This window comes from Micromonospora sp. NPDC050276 (assembly GCF_044459545.1).
Classification (GTDB): Bacteria; Actinomycetota; Actinomycetes; order Mycobacteriales; family Micromonosporaceae; genus Micromonospora.
This window is the reverse complement of record NZ_JBITJA010000005.1, coordinates 24,163-40,877: the sequence shown is the minus strand read 5'-3', so window position 1 is coordinate 40,877 and position 16,715 is coordinate 24,163. Positions and strand designations below refer to the sequence as shown.

Sequence of the window (16,715 nt, the reverse complement as noted above, 5' to 3'; positions counted from 1 at the left end):
TCCGCTGCGGGCCCGGCCCCGCGCGAGGCGACGCACGGACATGTCGGTGCGACGGACTAGAGTCGCTGCCGTGACAGCTACGACACCGCGCCTGCTTCTCGTCGACGGACATTCCATGGCATACCGGGCGTTCTTCGCCCTGCCGGTGGAAAACTTCTCCACCACGACGGGGCAGCCGACCAATGCGGTGTACGGCTTCACCTCAATGCTGATCAACGTGCTGCGCGACGAGCAGCCCACCCACATCGTCGTGGCCTTCGACGTCTCCCGCCGGTCCTTCCGCACCGACAAGTACGCGGAGTACAAGGCCGGCCGCAGCGAGACCCCGACCGACTTCAAGGGCCAGGTCAGCCTGGTCAAGGAGGTCCTGGCCGCGCTGCGGATCCCGGTGGTGGAGAAGGAGGGCTTCGAGGCCGACGACGTCATCGCCACGCTCGCCTGCCAGGCCCGCGACCAGGGCATGTCGGTGCTGATCAGCAGCGGCGACCGCGACGCCTTCCAGTTGGTCGACGACCAGATCACCGTGCTCTACCCGCGCAAGGGTGTCTCCGACCTGGCGCGGATGGACCCGGCGGCGATCGAGGCGAAGTACGGTGTTCCGCCCCAGCAGTACCGGGACCTCGCCGCGCTGGTCGGCGAGAGCAGCGACAACCTGCCCGGCATTCCGGGCGTCGGTCCGAAGACCGCCGCCAAGTGGATCACCACGTACGGCGGGGTGGAGGGCGTGATCGCCCGCGCCGACGAGATCAAGGGCAAGGCCGGCGACAGCCTGCGGGAGCGGCTCGCCGACGTGATCCGCAACTATGAGATCAACTGCCTCGTCTCCGACCTGGAGCTGCCGCTGCGCCCGGAGGACGCCCGCTGGGCCGGTTGGGACCGGGAGGCGGTGCACCAGGTCTTCGACACCCTGGAGTTCCGCATCCTGCGCGACCGTCTCTACCAGTACCTGGAGGCGGTCGAGCCGGAGGCCGAGTCCGGCTTCGACCTGGCCGGCGAGGTGCTCACCGGGCCCGGCGCGCTGGCCGGGTGGCTGACCACGCACGCACCGACCGGCACCCCGGTCGGGTTGGCGGTCAAGCTCGACACCGGGCCCAACCGTCGGCACACCGCCTCGATCACCGGTCTCGCGCTGGCCACCGCCGGCGGCGCGGCCGCCTGGGTCGACCCGGCCCGGCTCGACCCGACCGATGAGGGCGCCCTCGCCAGCTGGTTGGCCGACGCGCAGCGTCCCAAGGTGCTGCACGACAGCAAGCCGGCCGTGCTGGCCTGCGCCGCGCACGGCTGGCAGCTCGACGGCATCGTGCGGGACACCCAGATCGCCGCGTACCTGGCCCGCCCCGATCAGCGGTCCTACGACCTGACCGACCTGGCGCTGCGCTACCTGCACCGGGAGCTGCGGGTGGACGTCCCGGAGTCCGGCCAGCTCACCCTCGACGGCCTCGGTGACGAGGGCGTGATCGAGCAGAACCTGATGCTCCAGGCCCGGGCCACCCTCGACCTGGCCGACGCGATCGACGCCGAGTTGTCCCGCGACGGCGAGCAGTCCGCCCGGCTGATGGCCGGCGTGGAGCTGCCGTTGATGCGGGTGCTGGCCAGCATGGAGAGCACCGGCATCGCCGCCGACACGCACTACCTGTCCGAGCTGGAGGCACACTTCGCCGCCGAGGTGAAGGCCGCCGCGCAGGGCGCGTACGAGGCGGTGGGTCGGGAGTTCAACCTGGGCTCGCCCAAGCAGCTGCAGGAGATCCTCTTCACCGAGTTGGGCCTGCCGAAGACCAAGAAGATCAAGACGGGCTACACCACCGACGCTGACGCCCTGCAGTGGCTCTACGCCCAGCAGCCGCACCCGGTGCTGGGCCACCTGCTGCGGCACCGGGACGTGGCCAAGCTCAAGTCGACAGTCGACGGGCTGCTCAAGTCGGTCTCCGACGACGGCCGGATCCACACCACCTTCAACCAGACCGTGGCGGCCACCGGTCGGCTCTCCTCCACCGAGCCCAACCTGCAGAACATCCCGATCCGCACCGAGGAGGGCCGGCGGATCCGCCGCGCCTTCGTCGTGGGGGAGGGCTACGAGAGTCTGCTCACCGCCGACTACAGCCAGATCGAGATGCGCATCATGGCGCACCTCAGCTCGGACGACGCGCTGATCGACGCGTTCAACTCCGGCGCCGACTTCCACGCTGCCACCGCCTCGTCGGTCTTCGGGGTGCCGCTCGACGAGGTCACCCCGGACCAGCGCCGCAAGATCAAGGCGATGAACTACGGCCTGGCGTACGGGCTCAGCGCGTTCGGCCTGTCCCAGCAGCTCAGCATCAGCACCGAAGAGGCGCGCGGGCTGATGGAGAACTACTTCGCCGGCTTCGGTGGGGTGCGCGACTACCTCCAGCAGGTGGTCGCCCGGGCCCGCCAGGACGGCTACACCTCGACCATCCTGGGCCGCCGCCGCTACCTGCCCGACCTGGTCAGCGACAACCGGCAGCGCCGCGACATCGCCGAGCGGATGGCGCTCAACGCCCCGATCCAGGGCTCCGCCGCGGACATCATCAAGGTGGCCATGCTGCACGTCGACGCCGCGCTCGGCACGGCCGGGCTGCGCTCGCGGATGCTGTTGCAGGTGCACGACGAGCTGGTCTTCGAGGTCGCTCCCGGGGAGCGGGAGGCGCTGGAGGCCCTGGTCCGGCGGGAGATGGGCGAGGCGTACCCGCTGTCGGTGCCACTGGAGGTGTCGGTCGGCTTGGGCCGGGACTGGAACAGCGCCGATCACTGATTGGGTTGCGGGGCGTCCTGGCCTGTCGCGGTGAGGGGGTTCCGGGGCAGCCCGACCCACTCCGGGCGGTCAGGCTTGATCCCTGCGTGGGTCGGGCTGCCCCGGAACCCTGACCTGGTCCCGCCAGTCGCGTCGCTGCCCGTCCCTAAAGCCGCACTCGATCGCTGGGCCGCGTCTCGTCCCGCTGGGTCGCGCCGTCTCCCCGCCGGGCACGAGCCTGATCCGCGCAACTTCGGGGAAAGTGCTAGGTCGTGGAGTTCTGAGGCACCAACTTCGCCGAAGTTGTGCGGATCTTGCGTCTCGGGAGCCCGTGAGGGCGGCCAGTTCGCTACTTCATCGGGTCGTGGCCCCAGTTCATCAGGGACCAGCGCCACTTGGTGTCGCGGACGTCGCCGGAGGGGCGCTGCGCCATGTGCCGGCGGACGTAGCCGAACAGGTTGCGCATGTGCTTGTAGTCGCCCTCGGACAGGTCGCCGCGTTTGCGGCGGAGCAGATTGATGATCTTCCGGCCGGACTCGTGTCCGACCGACTCGCCACCACCGGCGCGACCGCCCTTGTGCCAGCCGACCTGCTTCGACTCGTCAGTGTCCAGCCAGGTGGACAGCTCGCCGGGCTTCATGTTCACCGCCTCGGTGAACTCCCGGTAAGTGTCCCGGCCGTCATCACTTCTGCTCATGACGAAGCGCCTCGGGGCGGTGGGCCACGTCGCGGCCCGTGCCGTCACTGCGGACCCGGTACTGCGGGTCGTCGGGAGCCGCGTTCACGGCCCTCCCACGGATCCGGGTCCGCTCGGTGATCGTCCCCTGCACCACGCCGTACGCGCGGCTGCCGTGTGCCGACCAGGAGACATGGTCGCCCTTGTGGAATCTCTGTTCGGCCATGGCCCTCGGCTACCCGGCCCGACCGGGGCGAAACGGCTACGGCGTGATCTCGGCGACCGGCAGCTTGATGTCGAACGGCTCGGCCAGCTCGATCACGTCCGCACCGTCCGCGACCAGCTCGTACTGCCGCTCACCGCCCGGCCCCACCCGGTCACCGATCCGGTACGCGTAGACGTGCACCGGGTCCTGCTCGATCCGCCAGTAGAACGGGATGCCGGCGGCGGCGTACTCACCGGGCTTCGCGAACCGGTCGATCCGCCGCGTGCCGGGCGAAACGATCTCAACGGCGAGCACCACGTCCGCTGGCCGCAAGGTGGACTGGGAGGGAGCCACGCTGGCCCGCCGCAGGAGCACGTCCGGCTGCCGGCTGGTATTGGGACTCAGCCCGACTCCAACGGCCTGCACGACCCGGAGGTCGGCCGGCACGTGTTGCAGTAGCCAGTGCGCCAGCAACAGTGAGATGTCTTGATGGCCCAGGGTGGGGGAGGGTGTCACCTGGATAACTCCGTCGACGAGTTCGACGCGGGGGGCGTCGTCCGGCAGGGTGAGCAGGTCCTCCAGCGTGTAGTCGGCACGCTGCTGCCGCATCGGATCCGGACACCAGGGGCCAGGTGATGTCGGGATGGGCTCGGCGCTCATAAGGCGAGCCTACCGGCGATCGATGGGTCGCAGGTCGGACCGCGGGTGCGACGCGCTCACCCGGCGGGCTTCTCGGTGACGAAGATGGCGGTGCCGGGGAAGAGTCGTCCACGCAGCGGACTCCACTGCCCCCAGGTTCCCTCGTGTCCCTCCGGCCACTCCGGCTCCACCAGATCCAGCAGCCGGAACCCGGCGCCGACCAGCTCGCGGATCCGGTCGCCGAGGGTGCGGTGCTGCTCCACGTAGGTGGCCACGCCGGATTCGTCCTGCTCGACGTAGGGGGAGCGGTCGAAGTACGAGTGCACAGCGGTCAGCCCGCCCTCGCCGGGATCGTCGAGGAAGATCCAGCGCATCGGATGGGTCACCGAGAACACCCACCGGCCGCCCGGGCGCAGCACCCGGTGCACCTCGGCGAGCAGCGCCGCCGAGTCGTCCACGAACGGGATCGCGCCGAACGCCGTGCAGGCCGTGTCGAACGACTGGTCGGCGAACGGCAGGGCGAGCGCGTCGGCCTGCACCAGCGGTACGCGTACCCCGGTGCGGTCGGCGGCCTCGGCGGCGTGCCGCAACATGCCGGCGGACAGGTCGAAGGCGACCGGCCGGGCGCCCTGGGTGGCGAGCCAGCGGGCGGCGGCCGCGGCGCCGGCGCCCACCTCCAGCACCCGCCGCCCCGACACGTCGCCGAGCAGTCGGGCGTCGGCCTCGCGCAACCCCTCGGGGCACCACACGAAGTCCACGTCGCCGAGGAACGCGCCGTGTTCGGCCTGGTAGTCGTCGGCGTCGGTGTCCCACCAGCCGCGGTTGGCGCGCCGGGCCTCGGCGTCACCGACCCGGCGCCGGGTAACCCGGCTGTCGTCATCCACCCGCTCACGCTAGGCCCCACCCGCCCGGTTCGGTGCGGCGGCGCGTCCACGATCTGCGCGATCCCTCGCGCCGTGGCGCTTGATCGACTCGCTTTCACGGGAGGGCGCGGTGTCCGGGCGGGCGGGACGCGCCGCCATCCCCGCAAACCGCGTCGATCAAGATCGTCGCCGGATGGCACCGCTGGGGCTGCTGTGACGCAGGAGACAGCAGGGGTGGTTTCCGGGCGATTGTTCGGCTTTCGCAGGTCATCGCACGCAGAGAAGCTGGGAGGGCTTGCACGCTGTGGTAATGCGCACGGTAGGCTAGACGATGCGCTCGCGGATCGCGTTGCCTCGGCAGGGAGCAGGTGCGCGGTCGACGGAGCCACATCATGATCTCACTAGGCGATCGTTCGGTGTGCCCGGCGACGGATCCGCTGGCGCGAACAGGTCACTGCGACACACCAGCCTGCTGTGACAACCCACCGACCGGAGCAACCGCCCACATGACGAGCAGCATCGAGGCCCCCTCGAGCGCCACCCGGGTCACCCACGACGATCTCGGTTCCGAGGAGGCTTTCCTCGCCGCGATCGACGAGACCATCAAGTACTTCAACGACGGCGACATTGTCGAAGGCACCGTCGTCAAGGTCGATCGGGACGAGGTCCTGCTCGACATCGGCTACAAGACCGAGGGTGTCATCCCCTCTCGGGAGTTGTCGATCAAGCACGACGTGGACCCCGCCGAGGTTGTGACGGTTGGTGACCACATCGAGGCCCTGGTCCTCCAGAAGGAGGACAAGGAGGGTCGTCTGATCCTCTCCAAGAAGCGGGCACAGTACGAGCGGGCCTGGGGCACGATCGAGAAGATCAAGGACGAGGACGGCGTCGTCCGCGGTTCGGTCATCGAGGTGGTCAAGGGCGGCCTCATCCTCGACATCGGGCTGCGCGGCTTCCTGCCCGCGTCCCTGGTCGAGATGCGGCGTGTGCGCGACCTGCAGCCGTACGTCGGGCGGGAGCTCGAGGCCAAGATCATCGAGCTGGACAAGAACCGCAACAACGTGGTCCTGTCCCGCCGGGCCTGGCTGGAGCAGACGCAGTCCGAGGTGCGCACCGAGTTCCTCAACAAGCTGCAGAAGGGCCAGGTCCGCAAGGGCGTCGTGTCCTCGATCGTCAACTTCGGCGCCTTCGTGGACCTCGGCGGCGTCGACGGTCTGGTGCACGTCTCCGAGCTGTCCTGGAAGCACATCGACCACCCGTCCGAGGTCGTCGAGGTTGGCCAGGAGGTCGAGGTCGAGGTCCTGGACGTCGACCTGGACCGCGAGCGCGTCTCGCTGTCGCTGAAGGCGACCCAGGAGGACCCGTGGCGGCAGTTCGCCCGCACCCACGCGATCCAGCAGATCGTGCCGGGTAAGGTCACCAAGCTGGTCCCGTTCGGTGCGTTCGTCCGGGTGGACGACGGCATCGAGGGCCTGGTCCACATCTCCGAGCTGGCCGAGCGCCACGTGGAGATCCCGGAGCAGGTCGTCCAGGTCGGCTCCGAGGTCATGGTCAAGGTCATCGACATCGACCTGGAGCGCCGTCGGATCTCGCTGTCGCTCAAGCAGGCCAACGAGGGCTTCGTCGAGGGCGAGGAGCACTTCGACCCGACCCTCTACGGCATGGCCGCGACGTACGACACCGAGGGCAACTACATCTACCCGGAGGGCTTCGACCCGGAGACGGGCGAGTGGCTCGAGGGGTACGACAAGCAGCGCGAGACCTGGGAGAACCAGTACGCCGAGGCTCGTCTGCGCTGGGAGGCCCACACCAAGCAGGTGCAGACCTCTCGGGCCGCCGACGCCGAGGCTGCCGCCAACCCGACTCCGGCCGTCCCGGCCGCTGCCGGCGGTGGCGGTGGCACCACCTCTTCGTCCAGCCCGGCCCCGAGCCGGCAGGCCGAGGAGCCGGCCGGCACCCTGGCCACCGACGAGGCGCTCGCCGCTCTGCGGGAGAAGCTCGCCGGCGGTAAGTGACCCGCTGAACGACGACGGGCCCCGTCCCCGCGATCTCCGGATCGCTGGGGGCGGGGCCCTCGCCGTACCCGGGCGAGCCGCGCCGGCCCGACGGCCGTGCGACTGCCGGCTGCCCGACCGCCGGGTGGTTTGGCGACGGGCTTCTGCATCCGGTTGACTGTTCGGGTGCTGAGGGTGGGGTTGACCGGCGGAATTGGGTCGGGCAAGAGCGCGGTGGCCGCGCGGCTCGTCGAGCGGGGCGCGGTGCTCATCGACGCCGACCGGGTGGCCCGGGAGGTGGTGGCGCCGGGTACCGATGGGCTGGCCGAGGTCGTGGCCGCCTTCTCCGACGCGGTGTTGGACGCCGACGGTGCGCTGGACCGGGCCGCGTTGGGAGCGGTGGTGTTCGCCGACGAGACCGCTCGTCGTCGGCTGGAGGCGATCACCCACCCGCGGGTCCGGGCCCGCACGGCGGAGCTGGCCGCCGCCGCGGCACCCGACGCGATCGTCGTCAACGACGTACCGCTGCTGGTCGAGGTGGGTCTCGCGCCCACGTACCACCTGGTGGTCGTGGTGCAGACGGCCGTGCCGACCCGACTGGAACGGCTGGCGCGCGACCGGGGGATGGGTCGCGCGGAGGCCGAACGGAGGATCGCCGCGCAGGCCGACGACGCCCGTCGCCGGGCGGCGGCGGACGTGGTGTTGACCAACGACGGGAGCCTGGCGGCGCTGCACGACGCCGTGGACGCGCTCTGGCGGCAGCGGTTGGTGCCCTACGAGGACAACGTGCGCCAGCGGCGGGTGGTCCCCGCGGACCGGGCCGACCTGGCCGGGGTCGACGCGAGTTGGCCGGAGCAGTACGCGCGGCTGGCCGCTCGGATCCAGCACACGCTCGGCTCGGACGCCCTGCGGATTGAGCACATCGGCTCGACGGCGGTGCCCGGCCTCGCCGCCCAGAACGTCATCGACGTGCAGGTGGCGGTGTCCAGCCTCGCCGATGCCGACGGGCCGCTGGCCGATCGGCTGGCCAACGCCGGGTTTCCCCGGCTGCCGGGGCAGTGGTGGGACGACCCGCGCCCGGCCGGCAGAGGCCGGTGGGAGAAGCGGCTGCACGGCAGCGCGGACCCGGCCCGCCCGGTTCGTCTGCACGTGCGGGTGGCCGATTCGCCGGGGTGGCGCTATGCGCTGCTGATGCGCGACCACCTGCGCGCCGACCCGGATCAGCGGGCCGCGTACCTGCTACTCAAGCGGGATCTGATCGACGCGGCCCCGGAGGCCGGCGACTCCGGCACGGCCCGGGATCCGTGGTTCGACGAGGAGTACCTGCGGGCCGAGCAGTGGGCCGCGCAGACCGACTGGCACCCCTGAGGGGCACGGTTCAGCGGGCACCGGGGCGAGGGGCGGAGGACCGCGGGGCGGTAGGGCGCGGGGCTGCGGGCCGAGGGGTGGTGGCCCACCGGGGCACGACGGCGGGGTCAAGATCCAGGTGTGCCCACGCGCCGGCGTCGGTCCGCAACTCCAGTCGGCGTAGCGAGCCGTCGCGGTCGATCCAGTAACGCAGCCGCGCGTCGGCCGGGCCGGACTCGATGACGTCCACGGTCCGTCCGGCGGCGACGTCCTCGCGTATCCGCACGGCTGCCCCGCGGTGCCCGACCGTCCCGGCGGACAGCGCGGCATCGACCAGCAGACTCAGATCGTCCGCGCCGGGTCGGGAGACCCGCCAGGCCCCCGCCGCCGCCGGCGGCAGCGGCGGCCGGACCGGCGCCTCGGCACTGCCGCCACCGGCGGAGGCCGCCGGCACGTCCGCCCGCGCCAGGCCGGCGGTGTCGCGCCGCAGCAGGGTCCGCCGATCCGGCACGCCCAGATCGGCGATCGAGAGGTACGCGGTCCGCGCGGTCCAGCTCAACCAGCCGGCGCCCCGCAGGTTCGTGGCCGTGCCCATCGGCGCGGTCAACGCCACGGTGGCACCGCCCTGGGCGCGGAGCCGGGCCGGCAGCCGGTCCAGCCGACGCTGCTCGGCGTCGGTCAGCGCGCGGGGCAGACCGGGCCGGCCGCCGAGCGCGTCCACCGGTTGCAGGGTCGGCCGGTCCGCCCGGTTGAAGATCATCGTGACCGGGCCGGCGTCGGGCAGCCGGGTCACCAGCTTGTGCAGCCGGGCGTCCTGGTCGAGCCAGTACCGGGTCTGTCCGTCCGGCGGGGCCGTCGCGGCGTTGCCCGGTGCCCCGTCGGCGGGTGCGGGGCTGGCGGCGGGTGCTGTGCGGGCGGGCAGTGGCGCCTGGATGACGTCCAACGGGCCGGCCGGCACGCTGTCCCGGGAGATCCAGCGCGCACCGCTGGCCGTCGCCGTCCGGGTCGGGTCCGGGCGGTCGGCGGCGAGATCGAGGAGCAGGTCGAGCACCGGCGCCAGGCGCGCCCCGGCGGCCAGGCGATGCAGCCGCCAACGGTCCGCCGGAGGCACCAGTGGTGGTGCGGCGGGAGTGGGCACCGCCGCCGGGTCGGGGCGGATCACCAGCACCGGCCCGCTCCTCTGCAGCAGCCCGCGCTCGGCACCCGCACCCGGCCCGCCCACGTCGAGGTAGAGCAGTGACCGGGACCAGTCCACCCAGCCCACCAGCTCCAGCCGGGTGGCGCCGGTGCCGGCGGTGACGCGTACGCCGGCGCGCAGGTCCCGCAGGTTGGTGACTCGTACGGCGGCCAGCCGCTCGCCCTCGGCGACGGTCAGCGGTCGGGCCGGCTCGGGCGGGTCGGGCGCCCAGCTCAACAGCCCGAGCACCAACGCTGTCGCGGACGTCACGGCGGTCAGACCGAGCAACAGCAGCACCGTACGTCTGCGGCGGCCGGCCGAGCTGCCAGGGCCGCCGCCGTCGCCACCGCTGTCGCCGCTGTCGGCACCGTCGCCGCCGGCGTCGGTGGCCTCGTCGATGTCATGCGGCCGGGGCGGGCCCGTGCGGGCGGTGGTGTCGGGTGCCGGGGTCGCAGAGGTGTCCACGGAGATGAAACGGGCGGGGAGGCACCGGGGTGACGAGCAGGGGCGCTCGCGGCGGCCGGTCTGCGCCTCGAGCGCGACCACACGGGTGCGCACGCCGGACCAGCCGGGTGCTGCGACCGCAGTGCCGAGGGTCGCCGGCCGTGATGACGGCCTGGCCACCGGCTCGGTCGGCCGCCGCGAGCGGCCTACATGAAGAGGGTAGTCCCGGTGACATGGGCCACACAATGGGAATATCGAAGCCGATCACGTACCTGGCGTGACGGCCGAACCTGTCGGACCTGCGGCGTACCGTTGATGACATGGCGCTCGACATTCCCCGGCTCGACAGCCGCTTCCAGGTCGTCAGTGATTTCCAGCCGGCCGGCGACCAACCGACCGCGATCGACGACCTTGAGCGTCGGGTTCGGCGTGGCGACCGCAACAGCGTGCTGCTCGGCGCGACCGGCACCGGCAAGAGCGCCACCACGGCGTGGCTGATCGAGCGGTTGCAACGCCCCACCCTGGTGCTCGCCCCGAACAAGACGCTCTGCGCGCAGCTGGCCAAGGAGTTCAGCGAGCTGCTGCCGCACAACGCGGTCGAATACTTCGTGTCGTACTACGACTACTACCAGCCCGAGGCCTACATCCCGCAGACCGACACCTACATCGAGAAGGACTCCTCGATCAACGAGGAGGTCGAGCGGCTGCGGCACTCGGCGACGATGTCGCTGCTCACCCGCCGCGACGTGATCGTGGTGGCGACCGTCTCGGCGATCTACGGTCTGGGCACCCCGGAGGAATACCTCGACCGGGCGGTGCGGGTGCAGGCCGGCCAGGAGCTCGACCGCGACCAGTTGCTGCGCCGGCTCGTCGACATCCAGTACACCCGCAACGACATGGCCTTCCAGCGGGGCACCTTCCGGGTCCGCGGTGACACCCTGGAGATCATCCCGGCGTACGAGGAGTTGGCCGTCCGCATCGAGCTGTTCGGTGACGAGGTGGAGAAGCTCTACTACCTCAACCCGTTGACCGGCGACGTGGTCCGCGAGGTCGACCAGCTGGTGATCTTCCCGGCCACGCACTACGCGGCGGGTCCGGAGCGGATGGAGCGGGCGATCCGGGACATCGAGGTGGAGCTGGCCGAGCGGCTCGCCGAGCTGGAGCGGCAGGGCAAGCTGCTGGAGGCGCAGCGGCTGCGGATGCGCACCACCTACGACATCGAGATGATGCGGCAGGTGGGCTTCTGCTCCGGCATCGAGAACTACTCGATGCACATGGACGGGCGGCTGCCCGGCAGCCCGCCGCACTGCCTGCTCGACTACTTCCCCGACGACTTCCTCACCGTGGTCGACGAGTCGCACGTGACCATCCCGCAGATCGGCGGCATGTACGAGGGCGACGCGTCGCGCAAGCGGATGCTCATCGACCACGGCTTCCGGCTGCCCAGCGCGGCCGACAACCGGCCGCTGCGCTTCGACGAGTTCCTGGAGCGGGTCGGCCAGATGGTCTTCCTCTCCGCGACCCCGGGCAGTTGGGAGATGGAGCAGGCCCAGGGCGAGTTCGTCGAGCAGGTCATCCGGCCCACCGGTCTGGTCGACCCGGAGGTCGTGATCAAGCCGACCAAGGGCCAGATCGACGACCTGATGCACGAGATCAAGCTGCGCACCGACCGGGACGAGCGGGTGCTGGTCACCACCCTGACCAAGAAGATGGCCGAGGACCTGTCCGACTACCTCCTGGAGAACGGCATCCGGGTGCGCTACCTGCACTCGGAGGTCGACACGCTGCGCCGGGTGGAGCTGCTGCGCGAGCTGCGCAAGGGCGACTACGACGTGCTCGTCGGCATCAACCTGCTCCGCGAAGGTCTGGACCTGCCCGAGGTGTCGCTGGTGGCGATCCTCGACGCCGACAAGGAGGGCTTCCTGCGCAGCGGCCGGTCGCTGATCCAGACCATCGGGCGGGCCGCCCGTAACGTCTCCGGACAGGTGCACATGTACGCCGACAAGATCACTCCGTCGATGGCGGCGGCGATCGACGAGACCGATCGGCGTCGGGCCAAGCAGATCGCGCACAACGAGGCCAACGGCATCAGCCCGGAGCCGCTGCGCAAGAAGATCCACGACATCCTGGACGACATCTACCGCGAGGCGGAGGACACCGAAAACTCCCGGGTCGGGGGTGCGGTGCGTCAGCTCTCCCGGGGCAAGGCGCCGGTCAAGGAGACCCGCAGCCGCAGCCGGTCCGCCGCCACCACCACCTCACGGGAGGGGATGGCCCGAGCCGACCTCGCCCAGCTCATCCAGGAGCTCAACGAGCAGATGCTGGCCGCCGCCCGCGAGCTGCAGTTCGAGCTGGCGGCCCGGATCCGCGACGAGGTCTCCGACCTGAAGAAGGAGCTGCGCGGCATGGACGCCGCTGGCGTGAAGTAGCGGTGCTGGCCATCGGGTCGCCCACGCCCGGCATTGCCCTGGGGTGTGGGCGAGCCGGGCACGCGAAGGGCGGGCGAGGGGTGACGGCGGTGGCACCGATCGACGAGCTGGGCCTCGGGCTGCCCGACGCCAGCCGCCCGTGACCTGGCCGGCAACGTCTGGTCCTTCGACACCTATCGACCCCGAGCTCGCCGCTGACCTGTGGAAACGGTACGTACAGGATCCGCCCGGATGCCGGCACCGAATGCCCTGATTGCGGTGCGCGAGCAAGCTATTGCACTGGGTGATCGTCCTGCGTAGTCTCCCTGCGTGGGGAGGCCGGGATGCCGCTGCCAACAAGTCCTGTCATTCGACGTGCACGTCTCGGCGCAGAACTGCGCCAGCTCCGTCGGCGCGAGTCGCTGACCCTGGAGCAGGTCTGCGACCGGTTGGGTTGGGCCTCGACGTCGAAGCTGTCCCGCATCGAGCTGGGTCAGAGTCGCCCGGACCTGGCCGACGTGCTCGATCTGCTGGACATCTACAAGGTGCCGCCGCCGGCCCGGGACGCGCTGATCGTGATCGCCCGGGACGCGGCGACCAGCCGAGGCTGGTGGAAGACGCTGGGCGAGATGAGCGAACGGCAGCGCACCTACGCCGAGTTGGAGGCCGGCGCCGCCGACATCGTCGAGTACCAGCCATCGGTCGTGCCGGGGCTGCTCCAGACACCCGCCTACGCCCGGGTGCTGGTCACGGCCGGCGCCCGGCTCACGCCCGAGGTCGACGTGGAGGCCGAGGTGCGCGCCCGGACGCTGCGGCAGGAGGTGCTGCGGCGGGCCTATCCGCCGCGCTACACGGCGGTGCTCGCCGAGGCCGTCTGCGACCCGGGCGACCTGCCGGTGGCGGTCTGGCGTGAACAGCTGCGGCACCTGGTCGCTGTGACCGGGCTGTCCCACGTCACGGTGCGACTGCTGCCGCGCGGAGTAGCCGGCGGCGGGCTGCATCCGCTCACGCCGTATTCCTGCTATGCCTTTCCCGACCCGGCGGACCCGCGCACGGTGATGATCGAGGCGTTGACCACCGACGTGCGGTTGGCCACCGTGCTCGACGTGGACCGCTACGAGCGGATGACCGAGGCGTTGCTGGCCGCCGCGCTGTCACCGGAGGAGACGGTCACCGTGCTGGCCCGCCGCGTCGGCGAGTGAGGCCGGTGGCGCCCAGGCGAGCGCGCCGCGCGGCCACCGGGCCCGGCGCCCCCGAGCCCGTCGGGACCGGCGGCCGGCGCGTGCGCACGGCACGATAACCGTGGGGTACGACAGCGGCGCTCAGGCCGGTACGTCGAGGAAGTGTTCGACCACGGGCGGCCCCGCGAAGTGTGGCCCGATCAGCGCCCGCCACTTCTCGAACCGCTCGGTGGCCCGGAAGTTCTGCTCGTGCGCCTCGACCGAGTCCCATTCGACGAGCAGCACGAAGCGGGTCGGAGACTCGATCCCCCGGGTCATCCGCACGGACCGGCAGCCGGTCGCCCCGGCGAGCACCGGGTGACCCTCGGCGTACGCGGCGGCGAACGCGTCCTCGTGTCCGGGTAGTACGTCGATCAAAGCGACCTCAAGCACCATGTCGGACAGCCTCCCACGGGGGCCGGGGCCGGCGGTGCCGCGGGGTCTGTTCCAGCGTCGACGGCGCACCTAGGGGGGCCTGGTGATCATTGGGCCTGGACGACCGAGCGGTTCCGGGCCGAGCTGGCGGAGTGCGGGGTGCCGGTGGTGGAGCTGACCGGGTCGCACGCCGAGCGGTTGGTCCGGGCGGTGCGGGCCTGCGACGACCTGCTCGCCGCGGGCTGGTCCCTCGCCGACCCGATCGCCGCAACCGACCTGCACTAGCCTCCTAGGAAGCCATAGGCGGTGTGGCGTCGAGCGGGGTGTCCGGAGCCACCGGCTGCCCGGGGTGTGATCACGCGGCGTGGTGGGCAACAATGGTCACCGAGGAGGGGAGTATTCCCCCGCAACGGAGTCGTCAGCACGGTCGATCGCCGGAACCACGGCGGCCCGACCCGGCCCCGTAGGTCGCCGCCCCTTTGCGGGGGTGACGGCGGAAGAGACCTCCGACAGTCACCAGAGTGAGCGACAGCGGCACACCGGCCCTCCCGGGGGCGTACGGTGTGCCCGACGCCGCGTGTCTGCCGGAGGAATGAACGTTGGACGTGTCCGGATTGGTGTGGGCGGGAACGCTTGTCGCACTGACTGCGGTCCTGCTCGTCGACCTATTGATCATCGGTCGACGCCCGCACGAGCCGAGTGTGCGAGAGTCGAGCCTCTGGGTCGGCTTCTACGTGGGGCTTGCCCTGATCTTCGGCGCGGGGGTCTGGTTGACATCCGGGGCCAGCGCGGCCGGGCAGTTCTACACCGGCTGGCTCACCGAGTACAGCCTCTCGGTGGACAACCTCTTCGTCTTCGTGATCATCATGGCCCGCTTCGGCGTGCCCCGGCAGTACCAGCAGAAGGTGCTGCTCGTCGGCATCGTGCTGGCCCTGGTGATGCGCGGTGGGTTCATCGCCGCCGGCGCGGCGCTGATCTCGCAGTTCTCCTGGGTCTTCTACATCTTCGGTGCGTTCCTGATCTACACCGCGGTGAACCTGGCCCGGCAGGGTGAGCCGGACGAGGACGAGTTCTCCGAGAACGTGCTGATCCGGTGGAGCCGCCGGGCGTTGCCGATCTCCAAGGGCTATGACGACGCGAAGCTGGTCACCCACGAGAACGGCCGGCGGCTGTTCACCCCGATGCTGATCGTGATGATCGCGATCGGCACCACCGATCTGATCTTCGCCCTGGACTCGATCCCGGCGATCTTCGGTATCACCCAGGAGCCGTACCTGGTCTTCACCGCGAACGTCTTCGCGCTGATGGGCCTTCGTCAGCTCTACTTCCTGCTCGGTGGCCTGCTGGACCGGTTGATCTACCTGAGCTACGGCCTGGCCGTCGTGCTCGGCTTCATCGGGGTCAAGTTGGTGCTGGAGGCGTTGGCCGACAACAACCTGCCGTTCATCAACGGTGGCGAGCACGTCGGCTGGGCGCCGCACATCCCGATCTGGTTGTCGCTGCTGGTCATCCTCGGCACCCTGGGCGCCGCCACCGCCGCCAGCCTGATCAAGTCCTCCCGGGACCGGCGTCGCGAGTTGGCCGACGCCCGTCGTTGACGGCTCGCCGGCCGGGTGCGGACACGCGCCCGGCCGGTCAGACCCGGTGGGCGCCGACCAAGGTGGCGGTCCGGTCGGCCGGCAGTGGCTCCTCGATGACCCGTCGCCGCCGGTAGCAGGCGTGCAGCATCCGGCGCTGGCCTCCGTCGCCGGGGGTGGCGGTGACGATGCCGATGTGGTGGATCTTGCGGCCGGGTCGGGCGAAGAAGTAGAGATCGCCGGGGCGTTCCGCGCCCAACGGCAGTGGGGTGGTGGCCACGGCCTGGTCGTCGGCGTCGCGGGGCAGCAGCACCCCGAACCGTCGCCAGGCCAGATGCACCAGGCCCGAGCAGTCGATGCCGTGCGCGGAGAGCCCGCCCCAGATGTAGACCACGTCCAGCAGTCGCTGGGCCACCGCGAGCGTCTGCTCGGCGGTCGGCGGTGCGGCCGGCGCGGGGGCCAGGTGGCCGTCGGGCAGCCAGAGCGGGGTGGTCCGGCCGGGGACGTGCACCGGCCGCCAGTCGTCGCGTGCGGCGCCGGCCGGAACGAGACGGGTGCCGACGACCACGCCGGGCAGCACCACCGGGCCGTTCGGGGTGGCGTGCAGCGCGGTCCTCGTGGCGTCCACCACCAGGGGGTGGTCGGTGGTGGTGTGGGCCGGGTCGACGGCGGCCAGTTGGTCGGCGGGGAGCCAGCCCGGGTAGCCGCGGGGGTCGAGCTTGGCGGCTGGTTGTTCGACGGCGACGACCCGGGCCCAGCCGTCCGGGCGTAGCTCGCTGACGAGGACCCGCTCGCCGAGCAGGAGTTGGCTCAGCACGCAGTCGCCGACCTGCTGGTCGGTGTCCATTCCGGACACCCAGGTCGGGATGTCGGCGCCGGCGGTCAGCGCTGGGCGGTCGACCGGGCGGACTGCCTCGGGGGAGGTCCACAGCGTTGCCACCGCGACCCGGACGACGGCCTCACGGCCCGGTTGCAACTCCACGTCAACCCCCAGATCGTCTCGTCTGTCCACGGAAACCCTATGAAGAAAACCAACGATCA

At 71.2% G+C, this 16,715-nt stretch carries 13 protein-coding genes and 1 pseudogene; 7 read left to right on the top strand and 7 right to left on the bottom strand.

Annotation, left to right across the window (positions count from 1 at the left end; all coding sequences use genetic code 11):
- The first annotated feature begins 70 nt into the window (after positions 1-70).
- Positions 71-2,770, top strand: coding sequence for a DNA polymerase I (gene polA / locus ACIBF8_RS11570; RefSeq protein ID WP_396782543.1), 2,700 nt, complete (start codon positions 71-73; stop codon positions 2,768-2,770).
- A 331-nt stretch (positions 2,771-3,101) separates the two neighbouring features.
- Here polA and ACIBF8_RS11565 read toward each other — a convergent pair.
- The 4 genes and pseudogenes from ACIBF8_RS11565 to ACIBF8_RS11550 all read right to left on the bottom strand — a co-directional run.
- Positions 3,102-3,446: pseudogene (locus tag ACIBF8_RS11565) on the bottom strand (DUF3140 domain-containing protein); the annotation flags it as partial.
- Positions 3,433-3,651: a DUF2945 domain-containing protein gene (locus ACIBF8_RS11560; RefSeq protein WP_396782541.1), complete on the bottom strand. Its 219-nt coding sequence runs from the start codon at positions 3,649-3,651 to the stop codon at positions 3,433-3,435. The pseudogene ACIBF8_RS11565 and the gene ACIBF8_RS11560, both read right to left, overlap by 14 nt.
- 36 nt (positions 3,652-3,687) lie before the next feature.
- Positions 3,688-4,239, bottom strand: a complete 552-nt coding sequence (locus tag ACIBF8_RS11555; RefSeq protein ID WP_396782539.1) for a Uma2 family endonuclease — start codon at positions 4,237-4,239, stop codon at positions 3,688-3,690.
- Positions 4,240-4,346: 107 nt separating this feature from the next.
- A complete protein-coding gene (locus ACIBF8_RS11550) occupies positions 4,347-5,153 on the bottom strand; it encodes a class I SAM-dependent methyltransferase (RefSeq protein WP_396782537.1) in 807 nt (268 codons plus the stop codon).
- Between the two features lie 485 nt (positions 5,154-5,638).
- On the opposite strand from ACIBF8_RS11550, the gene rpsA reads away from it, so the two are divergent.
- Together rpsA and coaE are read left to right on the top strand one after the other, a co-directional pair.
- Positions 5,639-7,147 (top strand): 30S ribosomal protein S1, encoded by a 1,509-nt coding sequence (rpsA, locus tag ACIBF8_RS11545; RefSeq protein ID WP_363615278.1) that lies wholly within the window; start codon positions 5,639-5,641, stop codon positions 7,145-7,147.
- A 165-nt stretch (positions 7,148-7,312) separates the two neighbouring features.
- Complete coding sequence (gene coaE / locus ACIBF8_RS11540) at positions 7,313-8,494, top strand: dephospho-CoA kinase (protein ID WP_396782536.1); 1,182 nt, start codon at positions 7,313-7,315, stop codon at positions 8,492-8,494.
- A 10-nt stretch (positions 8,495-8,504) separates the two neighbouring features.
- Here coaE and ACIBF8_RS11535 read toward each other — a convergent pair whose 3' ends face one another.
- A complete protein-coding gene (locus ACIBF8_RS11535; RefSeq protein WP_396782534.1) occupies positions 8,505-10,208 on the bottom strand; it encodes a hypothetical protein in 1,704 nt (567 codons plus the stop codon).
- Positions 10,209-10,414: 206 nt separating this feature from the next.
- On the opposite strand from ACIBF8_RS11535, the gene uvrB reads away from it, so the two are divergent.
- The gene (gene uvrB, locus ACIBF8_RS11530) at positions 10,415-12,523 is read left to right on the top strand and encodes an excinuclease ABC subunit UvrB (RefSeq protein ID WP_396782532.1); all 2,109 of its coding nucleotides are present in this window, start codon (positions 10,415-10,417) and stop codon (positions 12,521-12,523) included.
- Positions 12,524-12,846: 323 nt separating this feature from the next.
- Positions 12,847-13,704, top strand: coding sequence for a helix-turn-helix domain-containing protein (locus ACIBF8_RS11525; protein ID WP_396782530.1), 858 nt, complete (start codon positions 12,847-12,849; stop codon positions 13,702-13,704).
- A 120-nt stretch (positions 13,705-13,824) separates the two neighbouring features.
- On the opposite strand, the gene ACIBF8_RS11520 is transcribed toward ACIBF8_RS11525, so the two are convergent.
- Positions 13,825-14,118 carry an antibiotic biosynthesis monooxygenase family protein gene (locus ACIBF8_RS11520; RefSeq protein ID WP_396782528.1) on the bottom strand — a complete coding sequence of 98 codons (294 nt, stop codon included), beginning with the start codon at positions 14,116-14,118 and terminating at the stop codon, positions 13,825-13,827.
- 138 nt (positions 14,119-14,256) lie between these two features.
- Between ACIBF8_RS11520 and ACIBF8_RS11515 the strand changes: the two genes are divergently transcribed.
- Together ACIBF8_RS11515 and ACIBF8_RS11510 are read left to right on the top strand one after the other, a co-directional pair.
- Entirely contained in the window at positions 14,257-14,382 is a 126-nt protein-coding gene (locus ACIBF8_RS11515) for a hypothetical protein (protein WP_396782526.1), read from the top strand.
- Positions 14,383-14,696: 314 nt separating this feature from the next.
- Entirely contained in the window at positions 14,697-15,695 is a 999-nt protein-coding gene (locus ACIBF8_RS11510; protein WP_396782524.1) for a TerC family protein, read from the top strand.
- A 37-nt stretch (positions 15,696-15,732) separates the two neighbouring features.
- On the opposite strand, the gene ACIBF8_RS11505 is transcribed toward ACIBF8_RS11510, so the two are convergent.
- The gene (locus tag ACIBF8_RS11505) at positions 15,733-16,686 is read right to left on the bottom strand and encodes an NlpC/P60 family protein (RefSeq protein WP_396782522.1); all 954 of its coding nucleotides are present in this window, start codon (positions 16,684-16,686) and stop codon (positions 15,733-15,735) included.
- Positions 16,687-16,715: the final 29 nt, after the last annotated feature.

Bases quoted from the DNA above. Each gene is read 5' to 3' on its own strand.
- ACIBF8_RS11560 (WP_396782541.1), bottom strand. From the start codon at position 3,651: ATGGCCGAACAGAGATTCCACAAGGGCGACCATGTCTCCTGGTCGGCA.
- ACIBF8_RS11555 (WP_396782539.1), bottom strand. From the start codon at position 4,239: ATGCGGCAGCAGCGTGCCGACTACACGCTGGAGGACCTGCTCACCCTG.
- rpsA (WP_363615278.1), top strand. From the start codon at position 5,639: ATGACGAGCAGCATCGAGGCCCCCTCGAGCGCCACCCGGGTCACCCAC.
- uvrB (WP_396782532.1), top strand. From the start codon at position 10,415: ATGGCGCTCGACATTCCCCGGCTCGACAGCCGCTTCCAGGTCGTCAGT.
- ACIBF8_RS11525 (WP_396782530.1), top strand. From the start codon at position 12,847: ATGCCGCTGCCAACAAGTCCTGTCATTCGACGTGCACGTCTCGGCGCA.
- ACIBF8_RS11520 (WP_396782528.1), bottom strand. From the start codon at position 14,118: ATGGTGCTTGAGGTCGCTTTGATCGACGTACTACCCGGACACGAGGAC.